This window comes from Pseudonocardia sp. TRM90224 (assembly GCF_021245725.1).
In the GTDB taxonomy this organism is placed as follows: domain Bacteria; phylum Actinomycetota; class Actinomycetes; order Mycobacteriales; family Pseudonocardiaceae; genus Pseudonocardia.
Genome location: NZ_JAJGSX010000001.1, coordinates 495,223 through 518,958, shown reverse-complemented (window position 1 = coordinate 518,958; position 23,736 = coordinate 495,223). Strand labels below are relative to the sequence as shown.

Here is a 23,736-nt window from a genome sequence, read left to right as displayed (position 1 = left end):
GGTTCGTGACGTCACCGTACGACCCGCACCAGCAGGGTCAGCCGGAGAACCGTGGCCCCTACGGCGGGCAGCCGCAGTACGGCGGGCAGCAACAGCAGCCCGGTCAGTACGGCGGTCCGCCCCCGCAGGGGCCGCCCGGTGGTTACCAGCAGGGCCCACCGCCGCCCTACGGCGGCAACCAGGGCCAAGGTCAGGGCCAGTACCAGTACAACCCGTACGGCGGGCAGCAGCAGCCGCCGTCCTACGGGCAGGGTTTCGGCGGTTCCGGCTACGGCGAGCCCGCTACGGCGTCCCGCCCCGCGGCGATGATCGTCGCGCTGATACTCATGATTATTTCGGTGGTGCCGTACCTCGGGATCGGCGTGCTGATGATGCTCGGCGCCGGCGCTTTCGCCAGCCAGATCTCGCCGAGCATGTCCGATCAGATCGCGAGTACCGGGCTCGGCCCGGTCACGTTGTTCCTAGTGGCCGGCGCGATCATCGCCGTACCGGCCCTGCTCTACCTGATCTTCGCGATCATGGCCTTCCGCGGGAGCGCGGTCGGCAGGGTGCTCGTCACGGTGCTCACCGTGATCTTCGTGCTGCTGCTCGGCTTCACGATCGTTGCGTCGGTGTTGAGCGTCGGTGGGGTCGTGGGATCGCTCAACGTGGGCCCGGTCCTGATCGGCGTGATCCCGTTGGTGCTGGCGATCGTCGGGGTCGTCCTGCTCTTCCGGCCTGCGTCGAGCCGCTTCATCGCGAGCCGCCGGGGTTAGCTCCCTCGCGCGTCCGGGAGTGGCCACGGCGGTGCCAGGACCGCAGCTCACCCTGGGGTGGGGAGGGCAGGAAAGCCACTTTCCTGCCCTGTGAGGGCCGGAAAGTGGCTTTGCTGCCCTCGCGTGCGCAACGCACACATCCCGGCCGGTCACCACGGCCGGGCCCGGGTCACGCGGCAGCCACCACCACACGCAACTCGCAGGAACGGACCGCGGTCGGCGGGCGACGTTGCGGGCATCAACCAGCTGAGGCCCTCGCGCCGGACGGCACCGGGTGGCTGTAAGACTGGAGGCTGTGGGTAGCCAGCAGCTGTCATCGCTCCGCACCGAGACGTCCGCCGAGCTGTTCGCGCGCGCGTCGGCGGCGATCCCGGGCGGGGTGAACTCCCCGGTCCGCGCGTTCCTGGCCGTCGGCGGGACGCCGAGGTTCATCGCGTCGGCGGCCGGGCCGTGGCTGACCGACGCCGACGGGAACCGCTATGTCGACCTCGTGAGCTCGTGGGGGCCGATGATCCTCGGCCACGCGCATCCCGCCGTCGTCGACGCCGTGCGCTCCGCCGCGGTGCACGGCCTGTCGTTCGGCGCGCCGACCGCAGCGGAGATCGAGCTGGCCGAGGAGATCATCGGCAGGGTCGGGCCGGTCGAGCAGGTGCGGCTGGTGAACTCCGGCACCGAGGCGACGATGAGCGCGATCCGGCTGGCCAGGGGGATCACCGGCCGGAAGGTCGTGGTGAAGTTCGCCGGCTGCTACCACGGGCACGTCGACGCGCTGCTCGCCCAGGCCGGCTCGGGTGTTGCGACGCTCGGGCTCCCGACCAGCCCCGGAGTGACGGGGGCGCAGGCCGCCGACACCGTCGTGCTGCCCTACAACGACCTCGACGCCGTCCGCGCGGTGTTCGCCGAGCGCGGCAGCGAGATCGCGTGCGTCATCACCGAGGCGGCCGCTGGGAACATGGGCGCGGTCGCGCCGGTGGCCGGGTTCAACGCGGGCCTGCGCGACCTGTGCCACGCGAACGGCGCGTTGCTGGTGATCGACGAGGTGATGACCGGCTTCCGCGTCTCGGCCGCCGGCTGGTTCGGCCTCGAAGGCGTCGCGGGCGACCTCTACACGTTCGGCAAGGTGATGTCCGGTGGCCTGCCGGCCGCGGCCTTCGGCGGCCGCGCCGAGCTCATGGCGCACCTCGCCCCGGCCGGGCCCGTCTACCAGGCGGGAACGCTCTCCGGGAACCCGGTTGCGGTCGCCGCCGGCCTCGCGACCCTGCGTGCTGCCGACGCCGACGTCTACACGGCGCTCGACGCCAACGCCGAACGGCTCGGCTCGATGATCACGGCCGCGTTGACGGCGGAGGGCGTGCAGCACCACGTCCAGTTCGCCGGCAACCTGCTGTCGGTGTTCTTCGCGGAAGACGAGGTGCGCGACTACGACGCCGCGAAGGCGTCGGACACCTGGCGGTTCACCCCGTTCTTCCACGCGATGCTCGACCGCGGCGTCTACCTGCCGCCGAGCGCGTACGAGGCGTGGTTCGTCTCCGCCGCGCTCGACGACACGACGTGGGAGGCGATCGACGCCGCCCTACCCGTAGCGGCGAAGGCGGCCGCCGCCGCGAAGGCCGCGCAGTGAGCCCGGCGCCGACCACGACCGTGCACCTGCTGCGGCACGGCGAGGTGCACAACCCCGAAGGCATCCTCTACGGCCGCCTCTCCGGGTTCCGGCTCTCCGAGAACGGGATTCACCAGGCCGAGATCGTGGCGAAGTCGCTGGCGGAGGCGGACATCGCGGCGGTCGTGGCGTCGCCGCTGCAACGCGCGCAGGAGACGGCGACCCCGATCGCAGCGACGCACGGGCTGGAGATCGTCACCTACGACGGGCTGATCGAGGCGGACAACCGCTTCGAGGGCCAGAAGGTGTCCGTCGGCGATGGCGCGCTGCGCAGCCCGCGGCACTGGCCGCTGCTGCGCGACCCGTTCACACCGTCGTGGGGCGAGCCGTACCTGCGGATCGCGCATCGCATGTTCGGCGCCGTGCACATGGCGAGGGAGCTGGCGGTCGGGCGCGAGGTCGTGTGCGTCTCGCACCAGCTGCCGATCTGGACGTTGCGCCGGTTCGTCACCGGCAAGCGCTTGTGGCACGACCCGCGCAGGCGGCAGTGCGCGCTCGCGTCGCTGACGACGCTCGTGTTCACCGGCACCGAGCTGACCGGCGTGCGCTACAGCGAACCGGCCGGCAGCAGCGCGCCGACCCAGACCGGCGCATGAGGCTGCTCGCCGCCCTGCTCGGCGCGGTTTTGCTCCTCGCCGGGTGCTCCACCAGCAAGGACGCCGTGCCCTCCGGTGGCGAGTTCACGTTCGTCGCGCCCGGCGGCAAGACGACGATCCTGTACGACCCGCCCTCCGCACGCGGGCCGGTCACGAACTTCTCCGGCGAGAGCCTGCTGCGACCCGGCGAGACCGTCGGGCTGGAGAGCTACCCGGGCAAGGTCGTCGTGCTGAACCTGTGGGGCTCGTGGTGCGGGCCGTGCCGCACGGAGGCCCCCGACCTGCAGTTCATCCAGGATCAGACCGCCCAGGCGGGCGTCGCGGTGCTCGGGCTCGACCTGCGCGACGACCGCAACGCCGCGGCCGACTTCGTCCGCGACCGCGGCCTCACCTTCGACTCGATCTTCGACAACCCCGGCCGGGTGCTCAGCAGGCTGCGCGGCTACCCGCGCAACGCCGTCCCGTCGACGATCGTGCTGGACAAGCAGCACCGCGTCGCCGCCGTGTACCTGCTGCCCATCCGGGTCTCGGAGGTCATCCCGCTGGTCCAACGGCTGGCGGCGGAGGCGTAGGCGCGGGAGGGCAGGAAAGCCACTTTCCTGCCCTGTGAGGGCCGGAAAGTGGCTTTCCTGCCCACGCGTGCGGAACGCACGCATCCCGTTCGGCCCCGCCCGTAGATCTACGCGTTGTAGAACCCGCGTGTCGGGCACGCCGCCGGCGGGCCTACCCTTTCCGGTGATGGACCCGTCGACGACGCTCGCGATCTCGGGGCCACTGCTGCTCGCGGCGGTCGTGGCCGTGCTCGCGGGCGCCGTCAGCTTCGCGTCGCCGTGTGTCGTGCCGCTGGTTCCCGGCTACCTCGCGTACCTCGCCGGGATCGTGGGCGCCGACGCTCCGCCGGCCACGACGGCGCAGGCGGCGCAGCCGCGGAGCGGGCGTTGGCGGGTCGCGGGTGCCGCGGGGCTCTTCGTCGCCGGGTTCACGGTGGTCTTCGGGACGATCCTGGTCGGCGTCGTCTGGCTCTCCGACGCGCTGGTCGCGAACGAGGCGGTGCTGCAGCGCGTCGGCGGCATCGTGATGATCGTCATGGGGCTGGCGTTCGTCGGGCTCATCCCGGTGCTGCAGAACGAGCGCCGCGTGCACTGGGTGCCGCGTGCAGGCGTGTGGGGTGCGCCGCTGCTGGGTGCGGTGTTCGGGCTGGGTTGGGTGCCCTGCATCGGCCCGACGCTCGCCGGTGTTGTCGCCGTCGCGGCCGGGACGGGCGGTGGCTCCTTCCGCGGGGTCGTGCTCACGCTGGCCTACTGCGCGGGGCTCGGGCTGCCGTTCGTGGTGATCGCGCTCGGCGCGTCGCGGGCGGTGCGGGCGCTCGGCTGGCTGCGCCGCCACACCCGCGCCATCCAGATCGGCGGCGGCGTGCTCATGGTCGGCGTCGGCGTGCTGCTGGTCAGCGGCCTGTGGGGCGGGCTGCTCGCCGTGCTGCAGACCTCCGTAGCCGGATTCGTGCCGGTGCTGTAGCCATGGCGGCGACCGAGACTCCCATCCGGCCGGCGGGCGCTGCGCCGAAGCAGCGCCTTGCGGTCCTGCGCAACGGGTGGCGCGGTCTCACGTCGATGCGCACGGCGCTGATCCTCCTGTTCCTCCTCGCGGTCGCGGCGCTGCCGGGGGCGCTGCTGCCGCAGCGCTCGCTGAACGCCTCGCTGGTCGACAAGTACTTCGCCGACTACCCGGCCATCGCGCCGGTGCTCGACAGCATCGGGTTCTTCGACGTCTTCGCCGCGCCGTGGTTCGCCGCGATCTACCTGCTGCTGATGATCTCGCTGGTCGGCTGCGTGCTGCCGCGGACGGTCGAGCACGCGCGCGCGTTGCGTGCCGCGCCCGTGGTCACCCCGCGCAACCTGGCCCGGCTGCCACACCACGCCTCCGCCACGCTGGACGTCGGGATCGACGAGGCCGCCGCGGCCGTTCGCGAGCGCCTCTCCGGGTGGCGCAGCGCCGAGGCCGACGAGCCGGGCGGCACGCGGACGTTCTCTGCGGAGAAGGGCTACCTGCGTGAGGCCGGCAACCTGGTGTTCCACCTGAGCCTGATCGGCCTGCTCATCGGGTTCGCCGCGGGCAAGCTCTTCGGCTACGAGGGCCAGGTCATCGTGCTGAGCGGCGGTGGGCAGTTCTGCAACACCGGGATCCTCGGCTACGACACGTTCCGCGCCGGGCTGCGCGTCGACGGCACCGACCTGCAGCCGTTCTGCATCCAGGTGGACGACTTCACGGGCGACTACCTGCCCAACGGGCAGGCGGCCTCGTTCACCACCGACATCGGCTACCAGTCGACGGAGGACCTCGACGCCGGTCGGGCCGATCAGTGGACGCCGTACACGCTGTCGGTCAACAACCCGCTGCGCATCGACGGAATCCGCATCTACCTGCAGGGACACGGCTACGCGCCGCGCTTCACCGTGACCTACCCCGACGGGCAGCAGCGCACGGGCGAGATCCAGTGGAAGCCGGTCGACCTCACGACGTTCCTCTCCGAAGGTGCCACGAAGTTCGAACGGCCAGGGGTCACCGACGAGCAGCAGCGCCGCACGTCGCAGCTCGCCGTGACGGGCCTGTTCGCGCCGACGACGTCCGGCGGCCCGGTCGTCACCTCGATCTTCCCCGAGCTGCGCGACCCCGAGGTCGCGATCGACGTGATGCGCGGCGACCTCGGTCTCGACGACGGCCGCGGCCAGTCCATCTTCGAGATCGACCGGAGCAAGGTCGATTCGGGCGAGCTGGTGAGGGTTGCGCGCGCGAACCTCGTGCCCGGCCAGTCCGTCGCGCTCGACGACGGCACCACCGTCCGGTTCGACAGCGTGCAGCAGTGGGTGTCGCTGCAGGTCAGCTACGACCCCGGGCAGAACTACGTGCTCGTGTTCGCGATCGCGCTGCTGCTGGGCCTCGGGCTCTCGCTCTCGATCCGCAGGCGCCGGTTCTGGGCCAGGCTCACCCCGCTGACCGGCGACGACGGCACCGAACGTACCGTCGTGGAGATCGGTGGGCTGGCGCGTACCGACCGCGCCGGGTACGGCGAGGAGTTCGACCGCATGGGTGCGGAGCTGGTACCGGAAAGTGCATCCACCGAAGCGAAGGACGGCTGATGCCCACCGATCTCGCGATCTTCAGCGACCGCCTCTACATGGCGACCGTCGGCGTGTACGTGCTCGCCATGATCCTCTACGGGATCGCGTACTCCGCCGACCGCTCGGCGAAGGCCGTGCTGGTCGGCGCCGCCGGCGCGGAGCAGGAGAGCCCGCAGGAGCAGGCGCCGACCGGCGGGCGGTCCGCCCGGTTCGGGCGCATGGGCGTCGCGCTGGTGATCCTCGGCGCGCTGCTGCACCTGGGTTCGATCGTCGCGCGCGGCATCGCGGCGTGGCGCTGGCCGCTCGGCAACATGTACGAGTTCATCTCGTTCATCTGCCTCATGGCGGTCGTCGGGTGGCTGGTCGCGCTGCGCCGCGTGCCGGCGGCCCGCAACCTCGGCCTGTTCGTGCTGACGCCCGTCGTGATCCTGCTCTTCCTCGGCGGCACGGTGCTGTACGTGTCCACCGGGCCGGTGGTGCCGCCGCTGCAGTCGTACTGGATGGTGATCCACGTCACGACGATCAGCGCGTCGTCGGGCCTGCTGCTGGTGCCGGGCGTTGCGAGCCTGCTGTTCCTGGTGCGCCGCCGCGTCGATGCGCGCCCCGACCGGGGCCCATCGCTGCTGGACCGGCTGCCCTCGGCCGAAGTGCTCGACCGGCTGGCCTACCGCGTCACGATCGTGGCGTTCCCGATCTTCACGTTCGGGCTGATCGCGGGTGCGCTGTGGGCCGAGGCCGCGTGGGGGCGGTTCTGGGGCTGGGACCCCAAGGAGACCGTCGCGTTCATTTCGTGGGTCATCTACGCCGCGTACCTGCACGCGAGGGCGACGGCCGGCTGGCGGGCGAGCGGCGCGGCGTGGGTCAACGTCGCCGGCTTCGCTTCGATGATCTTCAATCTCTTCTTCGTGAACATGGTCATCGCGGGCCTCCACTCGTATGCAGGACTGGGCTGACACCCCGCCCGACCAGCCGACACCCGTCCGCGCCTCGACCAGGAGCACTCGCGCGACTACCGTCGGCTCACGTGAGATGGTTGAGCGGTCAGTGGGACGGGTTCGGCGGGAAGCATCGATGACTCAGAGTGAGCCGAAGAACGACCGGGACTACCCGGACGGCTCGGTCGGTCGGTACGTCCGTGAGCGCTGGGGTGCTGTCCCCACGCGCTCGTCGCGTCCACGCCCTCGACCGGCCGGTCCGCCGCAGCCGCGCGAGGATCCGGAACCGCTCGAAGGTCCGACCGCGGCGATCTCGCCGGTCGCCCCCGAGCAGCGGATGCCGTCGGGAAACGACACGGCGCCGCCGATGCACGCGGTCCCGCCGCCGATCGAGGACGTCGCGCCGGCGCCTGAGCCGCCCGTGCGGACACCGCCGCGCGGCACCGCACGCTGGATCGACCCGGTGGCCGTCGCCGCGCAGGAGGCGCAACGCGCGCGCAGCGACGGCGAGCTCCCGGCCGATCCCGACCTGTCGTCGGCCCGCCTGCTCCGGCCGGCGAAGCGGCCGCCCCAGTCCGGTTGGCGCAGGCTCGTCTACGTGCTCTCCGGGCGCCTTTACAACCCGGGGGAGAGCCCCACCGAGATCCGCCGCAGGGAGCTGACCGCGCGGGTCAACCAGCCGCTGCTGGGCTGCTACAAGATCGCGATGCTGAGCCTGAAGGGCGGCGTCGGCAAGACGACGATGACCGCAACGCTCGGGGCGACGTTCGCGTCGCTGCGCGGCGACCGCGTGGTGGCCGTCGACGCGAACCCCGACCGGGGCACGCTGAGCCAGAAGATCCCGCTGGAGACCAGCGCGACCGTGCGCCACCTGCTGCGCGACGCGCAACGGGTGCGCCGCTACACGGACGTGCGCGCGTACACGTCACAGGGCCCTTCGCGGCTGGAGGTGCTGGCCAGCGAGCAGGACCCGGCGGTGTCCGAGGCGTTCAGCGAGGAGGACTACCGGCGCACGGTCAACCTGCTGGAGCACTTCTACAACATCGTGCTGACCGACTGCGGGACCGGGCTCATGCACTCCGCGATGTACGGGGTGCTCGGGGTGGCCGATCAGCTGATCATCGTCTCGTCCGGTTCGATCGACGGCGCGCGCAGCGCCTCGGCGACGATGGACTGGCTCGACGCGCACGGCCACGGCGACCTGGTGGCGAACTCGGTCGCGGTGATCAACTGCGTGCACCGCTCGTCCGGCGGGGTCGACCTGCACCGGGTGGCGGAGCACTTCGCGGCTCGTTGCCGCGCGGTGGTGAAGATCCCGTTCGACGCGCACCTCGAAGAAGGCGCCGAGGTCGACCTCGACCGCCTGGAACCGGGCACCCGGATGGCCCTGCTCGAGCTGGCCGCCTCGGTGGCGGACGCCTTCGAGGGCGCGCACACCACCTGATCGGAGCCCTCATCGGGCCCCGATCGGACGTCAGCCGGCAGGCGGGTCGTCCCTGCGCTTCACCCGCTCGTCGAGCTGGCGGAGGAAGTCGGGATCGTCGTCGGGGCCGCTGACCCGCGGCCTGCTGGGCGGGCTCGACGGCCTGCGCGGCGGGAGCGGCATCTCGCCTCGGGCCGTGTTCATCGCCTTCCACAGCACGATCGCGATGATTGCGGCGCCGAGGAACGCAATGACGAACAGCACCATCTCCGAACCACCTCCGTCAACGAGGTTAGCGGAGCGAGGACAAACCGGGGTGAAGTCGATCTATCGGACGTCACCCACGGCTGACGGGAGCCGTCGCCTCGCTGGTCAGCTCGGCGAGCATGCCGCGAACCTCCGACTCGCGGAACCGGCGGTGGCCACCTGGGGTGCGGATGGAACCGATCCGACCGGCAGAGGCCCAACGTGTGACAGTCTTGGGGTCGACGCGGAAGAGTGCCGCGACCTCGCCGGGTGTCAGGAGCCGTTCGCTGCCGTTCTGGTGGGTCGACACTGACATGGTGACCTCCGTCGTTCGCGGTCCGCATGTGAACGGGCCATTCGGGCCATCGTGACACCTCGGACCCCAGGTACTCGAACGGTTGTGTCTCGGTAAAGGGCTCTTCAAGGACGAACCGGACATGCGTGCGTTCGTCGAGCTGGTGCACGGTCCGGGTGCGGTCGTCGTACCCTCGGGGCATGACCTCGTCCACGTCGACGCAGATGGGCCTGCCCGCCGCTGTCGCGCTCTACGCACTGGCGCGGCTCGGGCTCGTCGCCGTCGTGACCGGCGTGCTGGTCGTCGCGGGCGTGCCCTTCCTGCTCGCCCTGCTCATCGGGCTCGTCGTCGCACTGCCGCTCTCGATGGTGCTGTTCCGCGGCCTGCGCGGCAGGCTCGATTCCGCCATCGCGGCAGCGGGCGAGCGGCGGTCGGCCGAACGGGCGGCGCTCCGCGCCCGGCTGCGCGGCGAGGACGAGCCGCAGGCCTGACGGTCAGAGGTAGGCGCCCAGCGCCAGCCCGACGGCCGTCAGCACCGACCAGATCAGCAGCAGCAGGCTCGTCCTGACCAGCACCGGGATCAGGTCGCGGCCCTGCGCGCCCTTGAGCACGATCCGGATCAGCACGATCGCGAGGGGCAGCGCCAGCAGGCCCAGCAGCAGCGGCCAGCTGCGCAGCGCACCGAGCACGCCGAGCACGAACGGCAGCGCGACGATGGCCGCGTAGAGCTTGCGGGTGTCGGCCTCGCCGAGGATCACACCGAGGGTGCGCTTTCCGACGACGGTGTCGGTCGGGATGTCACGCAGGTTGTTCGCCACCAGCACGGCGCAGGTCAGCACGCCGACCCCGACCGCGGCGAGGATCGCGAGCGCACCCGGCGTCCCGCTCTGCGTGAGCACCGTGCCGAGCACGCCGATCGGCCCGAAGAAGGCGAACACCGCGACCTCGCCGAACCCCGCGTAACCGTAGGGGCGCTTGCCGCCGGTGTAGAACCACGCGCCCGCGACGCACAGCAGCCCGACGGCGATCAGCCACCACTGCCGGCTCAGCGAGACCAGCGTCAGCCCGGCCAACCCCGCGACCGAGAAGCTGATGAAGGCGGCGTTGCGCACGGCCGTCGGCGTCGCGAGCCGCGACCCGACGAGGCGCAGCGGGCCGACCCTGTCGTCGTCGGTGCCGCGGATGCCGTCGGAGTAGTCGTTCGCGAAGTTGACGCCGACCACCAGCGCGACGGAGACGACCAGCGCGAGCAGCGCCCGTCCCGGCGCGATCACCCCGGCGCCGATCGCCGCGCCGGTACCTACGAGAACAGGGGAGATCGCGGTCGGCATGGTGCGCGGACGCGCCCCCTCGACCCACTGCGCCACAGTCGCCACAACCCAACGCTATGCCATGGACTTCCCCACCGTTTTGCCAACTCGCACACCCTCGAAGGTCTGCAGGTTGGCAAAACGGTGGGGAACTTTCGGCGTCAGGCGGCGGCGTTGCAGACTTCGACGTCGCCCGCGTCGGGCACGGCCTCGGCGGCCACGTACTGGTCGGTGCCGATCCGCAGCCACTTCCCGGCCGCGGAGGTCAGCAGGCATTCCACGGGCACGGCGGCCTTCGCCGCTGCGACACCGACGACCTTTGCCGCGGCGTCTGGGGCGGCAAGCACGTCGACCGGCTCCTCGCCGGCCACCTTCGACAAGCGCAAGGGGCCTGTCCACAGGTAGTCCACAGTCACCCACGCGTTGTTCTTCAGCCCGAGCGCGTCCCAGAACAGGCCGTCGCCGAGGTCGATTCCTGCGGGGTTCTTGACCTCGCGGTCGTACTGGTCGCGCCCCCCGTTGTGCCCGTCGTCGAACGCCGCCTGCGCCTGTGGAAGGCCCTGTGGAAGGTCGCCCCACTCCTGGCGCTGGCCCGGCGGGTTCCAGTAGTCGTCGCGGGTGTTCCACGGCCCGACGTCCCACACCGGCGCGAACGCGCACCGACCGGTGGGTGCGCAGACCTTCACGGAATAGTCGCTGGTGTTGCGCGGCGCCAGCGCGCGGCGCGACGGCAGCGCGACGAAGTGGTCCCGCTCGGCGATCGTGTGCCCGTTCGCCGTCCGGCCGCCCGCGAGACCTTCGCGGGTGGCGAAGACGCGGTAGTTCAGCATCTCCTTCGCGGGGGTGGGCGCCTCCGATCGTGCCCGTTCCGACTCGATCGCCGTCAGCGTCACGTCGCGGACGGTTGGCATCGCGGCGCCGTCGCCCGTGAGCACGAGCCTGCCCTGCACCCGCGACGACGGCTCCGGGAGCTGCGCGACGGCATCGTTCGCGACCGGCACCCACTCCGTCCAGCCGCCGAGTTGGCGCTTTCCCCTGATGTCCACGACGGCCGACGTGCCCGGGGGGACGTCGCCGCCGATGCTCGCCCGCACGCGGTCGGTCGCGCGCGCGAGCTGCTGCGCCGGCAGGGTGAGCAGCCCGGTCGACGCGGCGGCAGGATCGCCTTCCGCGTGCGTCCCGTCGTCGACAGGAGCGAGGTAGGTGTCGTCCGGGTCGAGCGTCGCCGCGCCGGCCACGACGGAGATGCCGGCCGCCTCTCCCGCACCGAGATCGGGCGACCAGCTCGTCGTCGCGGCAGTCTCGGCGGCCGCCGGCGAGAAGCTGCCCGTCGCGAGCGTGCCCGCGATCGCGAGCAGCCCCGCTGTGCGCAGCCTGATCCGCATGTATTGCTCCCCGTGTTACGGATGTGACAGGAGTTTCGTGTGGGGCGCAGCACATCGAATGAATCTGTAGTGGTCAATCAACGCAGAGTGACGGCCACGAAGGGGTGTAGCGAGAAGTCACCTGATAGGCGTGGGTAGACCGCAGAGCATCCGGGTAACGGCCTCGCGGTCGGGCTTCCCGGTGCCACGAAGCGGGATCTCGTCGACCGGCGCGATGCGGCGCGGCACGGCGGCCCGGCCCAGCTCGGCGCGGACCGCGGCGCGCAGCCGCTCGGACCACGCAGCGTCCATGTCATTGCAGACCACGGCAGCGGCGACGACCTGCCCCCACTCCTCGTCGGGCAGTCCGGTCACGCAGACCGCCTCGACGCCGGGCTGCTCGGCGAGCACCCGCTCGACCACGGAGGGCGCGACCTTCTCCCCGCCCGTCACGATGACGTCGTCGGCGCGGCCGAGCACCTGCAGCCTGTCCTCGTCCCACAGGCCGATGTCGCCGGTGCGGAACCGGCCGTCGACGAACGCGGCCGCGGTCTCGGCGGGCCGACCGACGTACCCGCTGGCCAGCGTGGGGCCGCCGAGCAGGATCCGGCCGTCGGGCTCGATGTCGACCGTGACGCCGTCCAGTGGGATGCCGTCGTAGACGCACCCGCCGGACGTCTCGCTCATCCCGTAGGTCGTCACGATCCGCGCGCCGGCGGCCAGCGCCCGCTCACGCAAGGCGGACGGCAGCGCGGCGCCCCCGATGAGCACGGCGTCGTAGCTGCGCAGCGCGTCGAGCCCGGCGCCGCCGTGGTCGATGAGCCGGCTCAGCTGGGTGGGCACGAGGCTGGTGCAGCGGCGGCCGGCGCCCAGCCGGGCGGTGCGCTCGGCGAACGCCTCGGCGCGGAAACCGCCGCGGAGATCGAGCGCCAGCGGCTCGGTGCCGGCCAGCAGCGACCTGACGATCACCTGCACGCCGGCGACGTACTCCGCGGGGAGCGCGAGCAGCCAGCGCGCCGGGCCGCCGATCCGGGCGGCCGTCGCCGCGGCGGAGGCGCGCAGCGCGGCGGTGCTGATGGCGACGAGCTTCGGGGTGCCCGTCGAGCCGGACGTGGCGAGCACAACCGCCGTGCCGGGCGGTGCCGACGGCACCGGTTCGGCGTCGCCTTGTGATACGGAACGGGCTGCGGGACGGACGGGTGGGCCGCCCGCGAGTGCGCGTTCGACGGCCAGCACGAGATCGGCGACCCGCTCGGGCGAGCCGTCCACAGTGCAGGCAACTGGACGCACGGAACGACACTATGCCTCCCCGACCAGCGCGGCAGTGTTTCATCGGTCACCCCGAACGGGTACTCCGATGACACGACGTGACGGAACTGCACGTTGGTTGTCACCTGAACGATCGGTGTGCGAGGTCCGTCCTTTGGGGATGATCAGGTATGGCCTTTTCGGACCGGATGCACGCGCTGAACCCCAGCGCGCTCCGGCAGGCCATCCCGCTGCAGCGGGATGCCGCGGAGCAGGAGCGCGTCCACTCTGACGACATGCTGATCGAGGCCGTGCGGGGCGGCCGCGTCAAGGACTCCGAGGACCCGCTGGTGCGCATGCTGCTCGCGTGGCGGGCGGACGCCGTTCGCGGGACGTAGCGGACCGTGCCGAAGCTCCCCACCGTTTTGGGTGGATGCGCGCCGAAAACGCGCGCATGTGCCCAAAACGGTGGGGAGCTTCGGTGTCGTGCGTGCCCTGTGGGGCCGGAAAGTGGCTTTGCTGCCCTCGTCGGGACTTCGGGGGCTTCGCGCTGTAGCCGATTCACCCGCTGGCAGGATCGCGACCGTGCAGACCCTCCCCAAGGGCGCCAATGCGCCTCTCCCGCCCGGTCCGGTCGCGGTGCGGGTCGCCGCGAGCGCCCCGGTCGACGTATCGGCCCTGCTGCTCGCCGGCAACGGGAAGGTCCGTGGCGACGCCGACTTCGTCTTCTACAACCAGCCGGCGGCTCCTGGCGTGCGCTACCTGCCCGACGGCGTGGACATCGATCCGTCGGCGGTGGACGCCGCGATCGAGCAGGTGACCGTCGCCGCGAGCCTCGACGGGCGCGGGCCTGCGACGTTCGGCGCGCTCGGTGGGTTGCGCCTCGACGTGACAGTTGCGGGGGAGCGGGTCGCCGAGTTCGTTCCCGACGGGCTCGGTGCGGAGACGGCGTTGCTGTGCGTGGACGTGTACCGCCGCAACGGCCAGTGGAAGGTGCGGGCGGTCGGGCAGGGGTACGCCGACGGGCTCGGTGGGATCGCGACCGATTTCGGCGTGACGGTCGACGGTCTCGCCGACGAGGAGGCGGGCGGCGACCAGCCCACGGTCGCGAACGCCGTGCCTGCGCCGCCGGCGCCGCCCGCTGATCTGCCGCACGACCAGCCGACGGTCGGGCAACCGGCGTGGCAGGGCACGCCGCCCCCGCCGCCGGCGCATTCGGGCTGGCCCGCGCCGGCGCCGTCGCCCGGTCAGTGGCCCGTCCCCCAACAGCCTGCGGCCGCTGCCCCGCCCTGGCCCCAGCAGCCGCCGAACCCGCAGCAGCCGTTCCCGCAGCCCCAGCCGCAGGGTCCGCAGCAGTGGAACCCGGCGCCTCCCGGCCAGCAACCACAGTGGCCCCAGCCGTACCCGCAGCCCCATCCACAACCTCCTCACCAGGCGTATCCACAGAACCATCCACAGCCCCATCCACAGGCGCCTCCCCAGCAGTGGCCCGCGCCCGGCCCCCAACAGCCGCAGCAGCCGTGGCAGGGCGGTCAGCAGCCGGCCCCGCCACCCGTCCCGCCCGCGCCGCCCGGCCAGTGGCCCGCCCCGCAGGGCTGGACACCTCAGCCGTCCCAGCCGCCGCAGCAACCGCCGCCTCCGCCGGAGTGGTGGAACCAGCTGCCCCCGCACCAGCAGCCGACCCAGCAGCCGCTCGCGCCGCCGGCGTGGCCCGCCGCGCCGCAGCAGCCGGGTGCGTGGGGGCCGCCGCAGCAACCACCGCCGCCCGTCCCGCAGAACCTCGCGCCGACCTCGCCGCCGATGCCCCAGCCGCCGATGCCCCAGCCGCCGATGCCCCAGCCGCCGATGCCCCAGTCGCCGATGCCTGCCGCCCCGTGGCCGCCGCCCCCGGCCCCTGAATCGGCGTCTCCAGCAGCAGCGCCGCCAGCTGCAGCTCCTCAGGCGGCAGGACCCCAGCCGGTCAGCCTGGAGAAGGTCACGCTCGACAAGCCGGGCAAGGTGTCGCTCGCGAAGCGGCAGACCGTCTCGCTGACGAAGGGCGGCGCGCCCGCGTTGCGCAGGGTCGCGATGGGTCTCGGTTGGGATCCCGCCGACACCGGCCGCAGCATCGACCTCGACGCCTCCGCGATCGTGATCGGCGCCAACGGCAAGAAGGTCGACTCCGCGTGGTTCCTGAGCCAGGCCGCGTGCGGCGGCGCGATCAAGCACTCCGGTGACAACCTGACCGGGCACGGTGAGGGCGACGACGAGCAGATCACCGTCGACCTGACCGCGCTCGCGCCGGATGTCGCCGCGGTCGTTTTCGTGGTGAACTCGTTCGGCGGGCAGAAGTTCACGGCCGTCGCCAGGGCGTCCTGCCGGCTCGTCGACCTCGACACCGGTGCGGAGATCGCCCGGTTCGACCTCACCGAGTCGCAGCCGCGCACTGGCGTCGTCATGAGCGTCTTGCGCCGGTTCGGGGCGTCGTGGGAGATGACGGCGATCGGCGAGTTCCACGACGGCCGGACGGTCCGTTCGATGTACGGCACGGCAGAAGGTGTCGTGCGCGGGCTCGGCTGACAGGGCGGCACCGGTGTGAAGCAGGTCAGGCAGGCGGAGACGGTCAACGCGCAGGTGCTCGGTGCGCTGCGCACCGCCGTGATCACCGGTGAGCTCGCACCGGGGACGCTGCACTCGGTGCAGACCCTCGCGACCCAGCTGGGCGTCTCCAGGACGCCCGTCCGGGAGGCGCTGATCAAGCTGGCCCAGCAGGGCATGGTGCGGTTCGAGCGCAACCGTGGCGTGCGCGTGCTGCAGACCTCGTTGCACGACCTCGAAGAGGTCTTCACGCTGCGGTTGCTGCTGGAGGTGCCGGCGACCCGCCGCGCCACCGTGCTGCTCGACGCGGCCGGCCGCCGCGACCTGCGCAAGCAGTTCCAGGCGATGGAGAAGGCGGCCGCCGCCGACGACGAGTTCCGGATGTGGGAGCACGATCGCCGCTTCCACCGGATGCTGCTCTCGGCGTCGGGCAACACCCGGCTCGCCGACTTCGTCGAGGGCCTGCGCGACGTCGTGCAGCGCAGGGGTGTCTCCACCGCGCACTCGTCGCGCTCGCTGGCCGACATCGTCGCCGAGCACGCGGTCGTGCTGGAGCGTGTGGAGGCCGGCGACGCCGACGGCGCCGCCGCGGCCATGCGCGCGCACCTGCTGCACACCGCCGAGCTGCTCATCGCGCAGGAGGGTGGCACCGAGCCGGGCACGGTCGACGTCGACATGAGCTGGGCCGCCCTTCCCTGAACGGGCCTCACCCAACGGCGAGCTCCTCCGATTGACGGGTGGCATGCCACATGCCACGGTCGGATCGTCTGCGCGTCCGAGCGCGTGGCAGCCCCTCAACGGTGAAGGGACCCACGATGGCGACTGCGAACAAGGTGAGTGTCATCCCCTGCGGCGCGATGACCGCGGACCTCACCTGGTTGTTGATCAAGCCAGGCAAGTCGATCACCGACAGGCACCACAAGGACGCCCCGCAGCCGTGGGTCGACGTCCCGACGCACTGCGTGCTCGTCGAGACCGACGAGGGCAGGGTCCTCTGGGACACCAGCTGCCCGCGGGACTGGGAGGAGCGCTGGGGCCCGACGGGCCTGCACGACTTCTTCCCCTACGACAAGGTGAGCGACGACGAGTACCTCGACGCCCGCCTGAACCAGATGGGGGTCGGGCTCGACCAGATCGACTACGTGATCCTCTCCCACCTGCACTTCGACCACGCCGGCAACGCGCAGATGTTCAAGAACACCAACGCCAAGCTGGTGGTGCACGAGCGCGAGAAGGAGTTCGCGTTCGGGTTCGACGGGCCGTTCAACGGCGCGCACCTGAAGAGCGACTACGAAGGGCTGGAGTTCCAGACCGTCTCCGGCGACACCGAGATCCTGCCCGGCATCACGCTGATCGAGACGCCCGGCCACACCGTCGGCACGATGTCGATGCAGGTGGAGCTGCCCGACACCGGCACGATGATCTTCACGTCGGACGCCGTCTACATGGGCGAGAGCTACGGGCCGCCGGCGACGCCGGCCGCGATCGTCAACAACCTCGAACAGTTCTACTCGTCGGTCGAGAAGCTGCGCGGGATCCAGGAGCGCACCGGCGCACAGATGATCTTCGGGCACGACGCGGAGCAGATCCACCAGCTGCGGGTGGCCCCGGAGGGCTCGTACACATGACCGATCTCACCGAGGAAACGATCTTCACCTGGGGTGCGCCGCCGCTGAAGTTCGGGGCGGGCGCGGCCGACGAGGTCGGCTTCGAGATGTCGGGGTACGGCGTCCGGCGCGTCCTGATCGTCACCGATCCGGGGATCAACGCGATCGGTGCGCCGCAGCGGATCGCCGACAACCTCAAGCGCTACGACATCGATTCGGAGATCTTCGACGGCGTGCACGTCGAACCGACCGACGACTCGATGAACAAGGCCACCGAGTACGCGCGTGCGCAGGGTCCGTGGGACGGGTTCGTCGCCGTCGGCGGCGGTTCCGCGATCGACACCGCCAAGGCGATCAACCTGCTGACCAGCCACCCCGGCGAGCTGATGGACTACATCAACAAGCCGATCGGCAACGCGAAGGTGCCACCCGGCCAGCTCAAACCGCTCATCGCGATCCCGACGACGGCCGGCACCGGCTCCGAGTCGACCGCCATGTGCGTGCTCGACATCCTCTCGATGAAGGTCAAGACCGGGATCAGCCACTGGCGGCTGCGCCCGACGCTCGCGGTGATCGACCCGCTGCTGACGATGTCGCTGCCGGCCGAGGTCACGGCAGCGTCGGGAATGGACATCGTCTGCCACGCGGTGGAGAGCTACACCGCGCGCTGGTACGCCACGTTCGACCGCAAGAAGCCCGAGGAACGGGTGACGTACTGCGGCTCGAACCCGGTGTCGGACCTGTGGTGCGAGAAGGCGATGACGCTGCTCGCGCACTCGTTCCGCACGGCGGTGCACGAAGGCGCCGACAACGTCGAGGCCCGCTCGGACATGATGATGGCCGCGACGTTCGCCGGGATGGGCTTCGGCAACTCCGGCGTCCATATCCCGCACGCCAACGCCTATCCGATCGCGGGGATGGTGAAGGACTACCGGCCGGCGGGCTACCCGCAGGACGAGCCGATGGTCCCGCACGGGCAGTCGGTCTCGCTGACCGCGCCGGAGGCGTTCCGGTTCTCCTTCGAGAGCGCACCCGAGCGGCACCTGCGGGCGGCCGAGCTGATGGACCCGCGCGCCGACAAGCACAACGACCCGCGCGAGCAGCTGCCGTCGGTGCTGATCTCGCTCATGCGCGACATCGGGATACCGAACGGGATCGGCGGCGTCGGCTACACCGAGCAGGACGTGCCCGACCTCGTGCCGGGGACGATGAAGCAGCAGCGGCTGCTGGCGACCTGCCCGAAGACACCGACCGAGGACGACATCGCCGGGATCCTCACCCGCTCGGTCGAGAACTGGTAGGTGGCCCGTGCCGATCTACGACTTCAAGTGCGAGTGCGGGATCCGGTTCGAGCAGCTGACCGCGAGCGACGCTGCTGCGCCCGAGTGCCCGGTGTGCGGCGGCGCGACGCGCAAGGTGCCCAGCGGGTTCCGCATCGGCGGGCAGGCGTCGGCGGGGCTGTCGAAGGAGGAGATGCCCCAGACGTGGCGCGGGACGTACAACGGCAGCAAGGAGTACGTCACCGGCCTGCGCAAGCAGTGGGACGCCCGGCAGCGGCTGGAGGCGAAGCACCCGGAGCTGGCCGGCGACCAACGGCCGATCATCGCGCACGAAGGGCGCTTCCACGGGGCGCCGTTGCGGGCGGGTGATCCGGTGCCCGGAAGTGCGCCCGGACATGGCCACGGACATGGTCACGGCCACGGACATGGTCATTCACACACCCCCGCTCCGCCTCCGAAGCCGGCGGGTGGCTCAGACTGACGGGCGTGTCCGTACTTCCCAGCGACGTCACCGACCTGCACGCCGATCTGCACAAGGCCGTTCGCGGCCGGGTCCGGTTCGACACCGCGACGCGCGCGATGTACTCGGCTGACGCTTCGAACTACCGGCGGGTGCCGATCGGTGTCGTGGCGCCGGTGGACACCGATGACGTCGAGGCCGTGGTCTCCGTGTGCTCCACGCACGACGTCCCGGTGCTGCCCCGCGGCGCCGGGACGAGCATCGCGGGGCAGGCCGTCAACACCGCCGTCGTGCTCGACTTCACCAAGCACCTCAACGGGGTCGTCGACATCGATCCCGACGCGCGCACGGCACGCGTGCAGCCGGGGCTCGTGCTCGACAAGCTGCGCGATGCCGCACGTCCGCACGGGCTGACGTTCGGCCCCGACCCTTCGACGCACAACCGCTGCACGCTCGGCGGGATGATCGGCAACAACGCGTGCGGCTCGCACTCGGTGGCCTGGGGCAAGACCGTCGACAACGTGCACGCGCTCGACGTGCTCACCTACCGCGGGGAACGGCTGGAGCTGGGGCTGGGGACGCCGGCGACCGGGCGGGTGCCCGCCGCGCTGCAGGCGCTCGGCGAGCGGCTCGCCGCCGACGTCCGCGCCTCGTTCCCCGATCTGACCAGGCGGGTCTCGGGGTACAACCTCGACCAGCTGCTGCCGGAGAACGGGTTCGACCTGGCGAAGGCGCTGGTCGGCACGGAGGGCACCTGTGCGACGGTGCTCGGCGCGACCGTCCGGCTGGTCGAGTCGCCGCCGGTGCGGGCGCTCGCGGTGCTCGGGTTCCCCGACGCGTACCTCGCGGCCGACCACGTGACGGTGGTCCGCGAGCTGGGGCCGTTGACGATCGAGGGCATGGACGCCGGACTCATCGCGGCGCTGCGGGCGTCGAACCCGGTGGAGACGGCGTCGCGGGCGCTTCCCGAGGGCGGTGGCTGGCTCTATGTCGAGACCGGTGGGGCGACGCGCGCCGAGGCCGAGGCCGCCGCGCACGCGGTCGTCACGGCGATGAAGCCCTACGGGCCCTCCAGCATCGTGGTGAGCGATCCCGCGGCCATGAAGGCGCTCTGGCGCATCCGGGAGGACGGCGCCGGCATCCTGACCCGCTCGCCCGACGGCGGCGAGGCGTGGCCGGGCTGGGAGGACGCCGCCGTCCCGCCCGAGCGGTTCGGCGCGTACCTGCGCGAGTTCGACGCGCTGCTCACCCGGCACTCCCGCCGCGGCGCCTACTACGGGCACTTCGGCGACGGATGCCTGCACGTCCGGATCGACTTCGACCTGCTCACCAAGGCCGGGATCGCGAACTTCCGCAGCTTCATGGAGGACGCCGCCGACCTCGCCGTCGCGCACGGCGGCTCGCTCTCCGGGGAGCACGGCGACGGGGTGGCGCGGGCCGAGCTGCTGCCGCGGATGTACCCGCCGCAGATCATCAAGGCGTTCGAGGAGTTCAAGGGCATCTGGGACCCGGACGACCGGATGAACCCCGACCGCGTGGTGCGCCCCGCGAAGATGGACGAGGACCTGCGGATCTTCGTCGGGATGCCGACGCTCCGCGACGAGCCGGCGCTCGCGTTCGCGCACGACCGCGGCTCGTTCACGCGGGCCACCCGGCGCTGCCTCGGGGTAGGGAAGTGCGTCACCGAGCACGGCGGCGTGATGTGCCCGAGCTTCCGCGCGACCGGCGAGGAGATGCACTCGACGCGCGGACGGGCGCGGCTGCTGTTCGAGATGGCCAACGGGCAGGTGATCACCGAGGGTTGGCAGTCGCCCGAGGTCGCGGAGGCGCTCGACCTGTGCCTGTCCTGCAAGGGCTGCAAGCGCGACTGCCCGGTCGGCGTCGACATGGCGTCGTACAAGACGGAGTTCCTCGCGCAGCGCTACCGCGGGCGCGTCCGGCCGGCCTCGCACTACTCGATGGGCGCGTTGCCGCGGTGGCTGCGGCTGGTCGGGCGGCTGCCGGCGCGGGTCGTCTCGTGGATCAACGCGGCCGGCAGCGGCCCGCTCGGCGGGGTGGCGAAGAAGCTGGGTGGCATCGCGCCGGAACGGGCGATCCCGGCGATCGCGCCGCGGGCGTACACGCGGTCGGGCCGGGCGGGCCGGGCGGTTGACGGCGGCCGGGAGGGCCGGCGGGTGCTGCTGTGGGTGGACACGTTCACCAACCACTTCGACCCCGCCATCGCGGCTGACGCCGTCGCCGTGCTCTCCGCGCTCGGGTACAGCGTCGAGCTGCCGCCGCGGGATGTCTGCTGCGGGCTGACCTGGACCTCGACGGGGCAGGTCGACGCCGCCCGCAACGTGCTGCGCCGCAGCCTGCGGGCCGTCGAGCCGTGGCTGGCGGCCGGGGTGCCCGTCGTCGGGTTGGAACCGTCGTGCACGGCGGCGCTGCGGGCCGACGGCACCGAGCTGCTCGCCGAGGAGCCGCTGGCCGCCGCGCTGGCCGGTGGGGTGCGGACGTTCGCCGAGGTGCTCGCCGAGCACGCCGACGAGCTGCGCGGGCTCGCCGAAGGGCAGCACCAGCGCGCACTGGTGCAGGTGCACTGCCACCAGCACGCGGAGCTCGGCACGGACGCCGACCGCGCGGTGATGGCGGCCCTGGGGATCGACGCCGAAGTGCTCGACTCCGGCTGCTGCGGGCTCGCCGGCAACTTCGGCTTCGAGAAGGGGCACTACGACGTGTCGATGGCGTGCGCGGAGCGGGTGCTGCTGCCCGCCGTCCGGGCCGCCGACGCCGACGTCGCGGTGCTGGCCGACGGCTTCAGCTGCCGCACCCAGCTGCGCCAGGCCGGCACCCGCGAGCCCGTCCACCTCGCCCAGCTGGCCGCGAAGGCCCTCGGCCTCTGAAACTTCCCCACCGTTTTGCCAACCTGCACACCGTTTTGGGTGTGTGGGTAGGCAAAACGGTGGGGACGTTCTACTCGTCGTCCAACTTCCCCATCGTTTTGGGTGGATGCGCGGCCGTGGAGCGCGCATCCACCCAAAACGGTGGGGAGATTCGGCGGGCGGGACGGCGTCGGTGCGAGTATCGGGGCATGGGTGATCGTGCGCTCGTGCTCGGTGGTGGCGGGATCACCGGCGTCGCGTGGGAGTTGGGCATGCTGTCCGGGCTCAAGTCCCTCGGGCTCGACCTGACCGGGGCCGATCTCGTCGTCGGCACCTCGGCGGGCTCGGTGGTCGGGGCGCAGATCACGATCGGGGTGGACGTCGAGGAGCGCTACAGCGCCCAGCTGCGCCCTGCCGACGGTGAGATCGCCGCGGCGCTCGGCAAGGCGATCATGCTGAAGCTCGCGCTCAGCATGATCGGCCCACGGGCCCCTGAGCGGGTCCGGGCGCGGATCGGACGGGTCGCGCTGCGGACGTCGACCGTGCCCGAGGAGGAGCGCAAGGCCGTCGTCGCGGGGCGGCTGCCCGTGCGCGAGTGGCCGCAGCGCGCGCTGAAGATCACCGCTGTGGACGCGCAGACCGGCGCGGCCACGGTGTTCGACCGCAACTCCGGGGTGGGGCTCGTCGACGCCGTAGCGGCGAGCTGCGCCGTGCCGGGCGTGTGGCCGCCGGTGACGGCCGGCGGTCGCCGCTACATCGACGGCGGGGTCCGCTCGCCGGTGAACGCCGATCTTGCCGCCGGGTACGAGCGGGTGGTCGTGCTGGCCCCGCTGACCCGCGGGATCGGGCCGATGATCGGCGCCGACGTGCAGGTGGCCGAGCTGCGCCGGACGGCGCATGTGGCGCTGCTGAGCCCCGACGCCGACGCGCTGCGCGCCATCGGTCGCAACGTCCTGGACCCCGCCCAGCGGGCCGCGTCGGCGCGCGCGGGGCGTGCGCAGGCGGCCTCCGCGCTCGACGAGATCACCCGGGTGTGGGCGGGCTGACGCTATCGAACCCCTCGATAGCGGGTACAAACACAGCATGTCTGATGTCTCTGTCATCCGTCTGAACAACGGCGTCGAGATCCCACAGCTCGGCTTCGGGGTCTTCCAGGTCCCGCCGGCCGAGACCGCGCAGATCGTGCGGACCGCGTTCGACGCGGGCTACCGCCACATCGACACCGCCCAGGGCTACGCGAACGAGGAAGGCGTCGGGCAGGCCATCAAGGAGTCGGGCCTCGCGCGCGACGAGATCTTCGTCACGACCAAGCTGGCCAATCCCCGGCAGGGCTACGACGAGGCGCTCCGCGCGTTCGACGAGAGCCTGCAGAAGCTGGGTCTCGACGCCGTCGACCTGTTCCTGATCCACTGGCCGCGCGCTTTCGCCGGCCAGTTCGTCGAGACGTGGAAGGCGTTCGAGAAGATCGCCTCCGACGGCCGGGCGCGCGCGATCGGCGTCTCGAACTTCCAGGTGCCGCACCTGGAGCGGCTCGCCGCCGAGACCGGCACCGTGCCTGCGGTCAACCAGATCGAGCTGCACCCGTACCTGCCGCAGACCGTGCTGCGCGCCTACCACCGCCAGCACGGCATCGCGACGGAGGCGTGGAGCCCCATCGGCAAGGGCCGCGACCTGCTCGGCGAGAAGATCGTCGTCGAGCTCGCGGAGAAGTACGGCAAGACGCCCGCCCAGGTCGTGCTGCGCTGGCACCTCCAGCTCGACAACATCGTGTTCCCGAAGTCGGTCACGCCGTCGCGGATCAAGGAGAACACCGAGATCTTCGACTTCGAGCTGAGCGCCGACGACGTCGCGACGATCTCGACCTTGGAGAACGGCACGCGGCTCGGCCCGGACCCCGAAACCTTCGGCTGAGGCGCCAACTTCCCCACCGTTTTGGGCACATGCGCGCCAGATCGGCGCGCATCCACCCAAAACGGTGGGGAACTTCGGGGCCGGCC

General features: G+C 71.7%; 23 protein-coding genes. 18 read left to right on the top strand and 5 right to left on the bottom strand.

Annotated features, from left to right (window positions below; translation table 11 throughout):
- The first annotated feature begins 5 nt into the window (after positions 1 to 5).
- The 8 genes from LL648_RS02165 (at position 6) to LL648_RS02130 (ending at position 8,509) form a co-directional block, all read left to right on the top strand.
- Positions 6 to 755, top strand: a complete 750-nt coding sequence (locus LL648_RS02165; protein WP_232660650.1) for a hypothetical protein — start codon at positions 6 to 8, stop codon at positions 753 to 755.
- A gap of 295 nt (positions 756 to 1,050) precedes the next feature.
- Positions 1,051 to 2,376, top strand: coding sequence for a glutamate-1-semialdehyde 2,1-aminomutase (hemL, locus tag LL648_RS02160; RefSeq protein ID WP_232660649.1), 1,326 nt, complete (start codon positions 1,051 to 1,053; stop codon positions 2,374 to 2,376).
- Positions 2,373 to 3,011 carry a histidine phosphatase family protein gene (locus LL648_RS02155; protein ID WP_232660648.1) on the top strand — a complete coding sequence of 213 codons (639 nt, stop codon included), beginning with the start codon at positions 2,373 to 2,375 and terminating at the stop codon, positions 3,009 to 3,011. Before hemL ends, LL648_RS02155 begins: the two co-directional genes overlap by 4 nt.
- The gene (locus LL648_RS02150; protein ID WP_232660647.1) at positions 3,008 to 3,583 is read left to right on the top strand and encodes a TlpA family protein disulfide reductase; all 576 of its coding nucleotides are present in this window, start codon (positions 3,008 to 3,010) and stop codon (positions 3,581 to 3,583) included. The genes LL648_RS02155 and LL648_RS02150 overlap by 4 nt, the downstream gene beginning before the upstream one ends.
- 166 nt (positions 3,584 to 3,749) lie before the next feature.
- Positions 3,750 to 4,526 (top strand): cytochrome c biogenesis CcdA family protein, encoded by a 777-nt coding sequence (locus LL648_RS02145; protein ID WP_232660646.1) that lies wholly within the window; start codon positions 3,750 to 3,752, stop codon positions 4,524 to 4,526.
- A 2-nt stretch (positions 4,527 to 4,528) separates the two neighbouring features.
- Complete coding sequence (resB, locus tag LL648_RS02140; protein WP_232660645.1) at positions 4,529 to 6,148, top strand: cytochrome c biogenesis protein ResB; 1,620 nt, start codon at positions 4,529 to 4,531, stop codon at positions 6,146 to 6,148.
- Complete coding sequence (ccsB, locus tag LL648_RS02135; protein WP_232660644.1) at positions 6,148 to 7,083, top strand: c-type cytochrome biogenesis protein CcsB; 936 nt, start codon at positions 6,148 to 6,150, stop codon at positions 7,081 to 7,083. The genes resB and ccsB overlap by 1 nt, the downstream gene beginning before the upstream one ends.
- 118 nt (positions 7,084 to 7,201) lie before the next feature.
- A complete protein-coding gene (locus LL648_RS02130; protein WP_232660643.1) occupies positions 7,202 to 8,509 on the top strand; it encodes a MinD/ParA family ATP-binding protein in 1,308 nt (435 codons plus the stop codon).
- 30 nt (positions 8,510 to 8,539) lie between these two features.
- Here the strand turns inward: LL648_RS02130 and LL648_RS02125 are convergent, their stop codons facing one another.
- On the bottom strand, positions 8,540 to 8,755 hold the full coding sequence (locus tag LL648_RS02125) for a hypothetical protein (RefSeq protein ID WP_232660642.1): 216 nt from the start codon (positions 8,753 to 8,755) through the stop codon (positions 8,540 to 8,542).
- 70 nt (positions 8,756 to 8,825) lie between these two features.
- On the bottom strand, positions 8,826 to 9,050 hold the full coding sequence (locus tag LL648_RS02120; protein ID WP_232660641.1) for a BldC family transcriptional regulator: 225 nt from the start codon (positions 9,048 to 9,050) through the stop codon (positions 8,826 to 8,828).
- Positions 9,051 to 9,229: 179 nt separating this feature from the next.
- Between LL648_RS02120 and LL648_RS02115 the strand changes: the two genes are divergently transcribed.
- The gene (locus tag LL648_RS02115) at positions 9,230 to 9,520 is read left to right on the top strand and encodes a DUF4229 domain-containing protein (protein ID WP_232660640.1); all 291 of its coding nucleotides are present in this window, start codon (positions 9,230 to 9,232) and stop codon (positions 9,518 to 9,520) included.
- A 3-nt stretch (positions 9,521 to 9,523) separates the two neighbouring features.
- Here the strand turns inward: LL648_RS02115 and LL648_RS02110 are convergent, their stop codons facing one another.
- The 3 genes from LL648_RS02110 to menE all read right to left on the bottom strand — a co-directional run bounded on the left by LL648_RS02110 (position 9,524) and on the right by menE (position 12,993).
- A complete protein-coding gene (locus LL648_RS02110) occupies positions 9,524 to 10,405 on the bottom strand; it encodes a 1,4-dihydroxy-2-naphthoate polyprenyltransferase (protein ID WP_232660639.1) in 882 nt (293 codons plus the stop codon).
- Positions 10,406 to 10,500: 95 nt separating this feature from the next.
- A complete protein-coding gene (locus LL648_RS02105) occupies positions 10,501 to 11,724 on the bottom strand; it encodes a hypothetical protein (RefSeq protein ID WP_232660638.1) in 1,224 nt (407 codons plus the stop codon).
- A gap of 117 nt (positions 11,725 to 11,841) precedes the next feature.
- The gene (gene menE / locus LL648_RS02100; RefSeq protein WP_232660637.1) at positions 11,842 to 12,993 is read right to left on the bottom strand and encodes an o-succinylbenzoate--CoA ligase; all 1,152 of its coding nucleotides are present in this window, start codon (positions 12,991 to 12,993) and stop codon (positions 11,842 to 11,844) included.
- 149 nt (positions 12,994 to 13,142) lie between these two features.
- Between menE and LL648_RS02095 the strand changes: the two genes are divergently transcribed.
- The 9 genes from LL648_RS02095 to LL648_RS02055 all read left to right on the top strand — a co-directional run bounded on the left by LL648_RS02095 (position 13,143) and on the right by LL648_RS02055 (position 23,650).
- Entirely contained in the window at positions 13,143 to 13,349 is a 207-nt protein-coding gene (locus LL648_RS02095; protein ID WP_232660636.1) for a hypothetical protein, read from the top strand.
- Positions 13,350 to 13,536: 187 nt separating this feature from the next.
- Positions 13,537 to 15,510, top strand: coding sequence for a TerD family protein (locus LL648_RS02090; RefSeq protein ID WP_232660635.1), 1,974 nt, complete (start codon positions 13,537 to 13,539; stop codon positions 15,508 to 15,510).
- Positions 15,511 to 15,525: 15 nt separating this feature from the next.
- On the top strand, positions 15,526 to 16,227 hold the full coding sequence (locus tag LL648_RS02085; protein WP_232660634.1) for a GntR family transcriptional regulator: 702 nt from the start codon (positions 15,526 to 15,528) through the stop codon (positions 16,225 to 16,227).
- Between the two features lie 116 nt (positions 16,228 to 16,343).
- Positions 16,344 to 17,156 carry an N-acyl homoserine lactonase family protein gene (locus LL648_RS02080; protein ID WP_232660633.1) on the top strand — a complete coding sequence of 271 codons (813 nt, stop codon included), beginning with the start codon at positions 16,344 to 16,346 and terminating at the stop codon, positions 17,154 to 17,156.
- Positions 17,153 to 18,436 (top strand): hydroxyacid-oxoacid transhydrogenase, encoded by a 1,284-nt coding sequence (locus LL648_RS02075; RefSeq protein ID WP_232660632.1) that lies wholly within the window; start codon positions 17,153 to 17,155, stop codon positions 18,434 to 18,436. The genes LL648_RS02080 and LL648_RS02075 overlap by 4 nt, the downstream gene beginning before the upstream one ends.
- A 7-nt stretch (positions 18,437 to 18,443) precedes the next feature.
- A complete protein-coding gene (locus tag LL648_RS02070) occupies positions 18,444 to 18,896 on the top strand; it encodes an FmdB family zinc ribbon protein (protein ID WP_232660631.1) in 453 nt (150 codons plus the stop codon).
- Positions 18,897 to 18,901: 5 nt separating this feature from the next.
- Complete coding sequence (locus LL648_RS02065) at positions 18,902 to 21,760, top strand: FAD-binding and (Fe-S)-binding domain-containing protein (RefSeq protein ID WP_232660630.1); 2,859 nt, start codon at positions 18,902 to 18,904, stop codon at positions 21,758 to 21,760.
- Positions 21,761 to 21,948: 188 nt separating this feature from the next.
- Positions 21,949 to 22,785 carry a patatin-like phospholipase family protein gene (locus LL648_RS02060; protein ID WP_232660629.1) on the top strand — a complete coding sequence of 279 codons (837 nt, stop codon included), beginning with the start codon at positions 21,949 to 21,951 and terminating at the stop codon, positions 22,783 to 22,785.
- Between the two features lie 37 nt (positions 22,786 to 22,822).
- Positions 22,823 to 23,650 carry an aldo/keto reductase gene (locus LL648_RS02055; protein WP_232660628.1) on the top strand — a complete coding sequence of 276 codons (828 nt, stop codon included), beginning with the start codon at positions 22,823 to 22,825 and terminating at the stop codon, positions 23,648 to 23,650.
- Positions 23,651 to 23,736 lie beyond the last annotated feature (86 nt).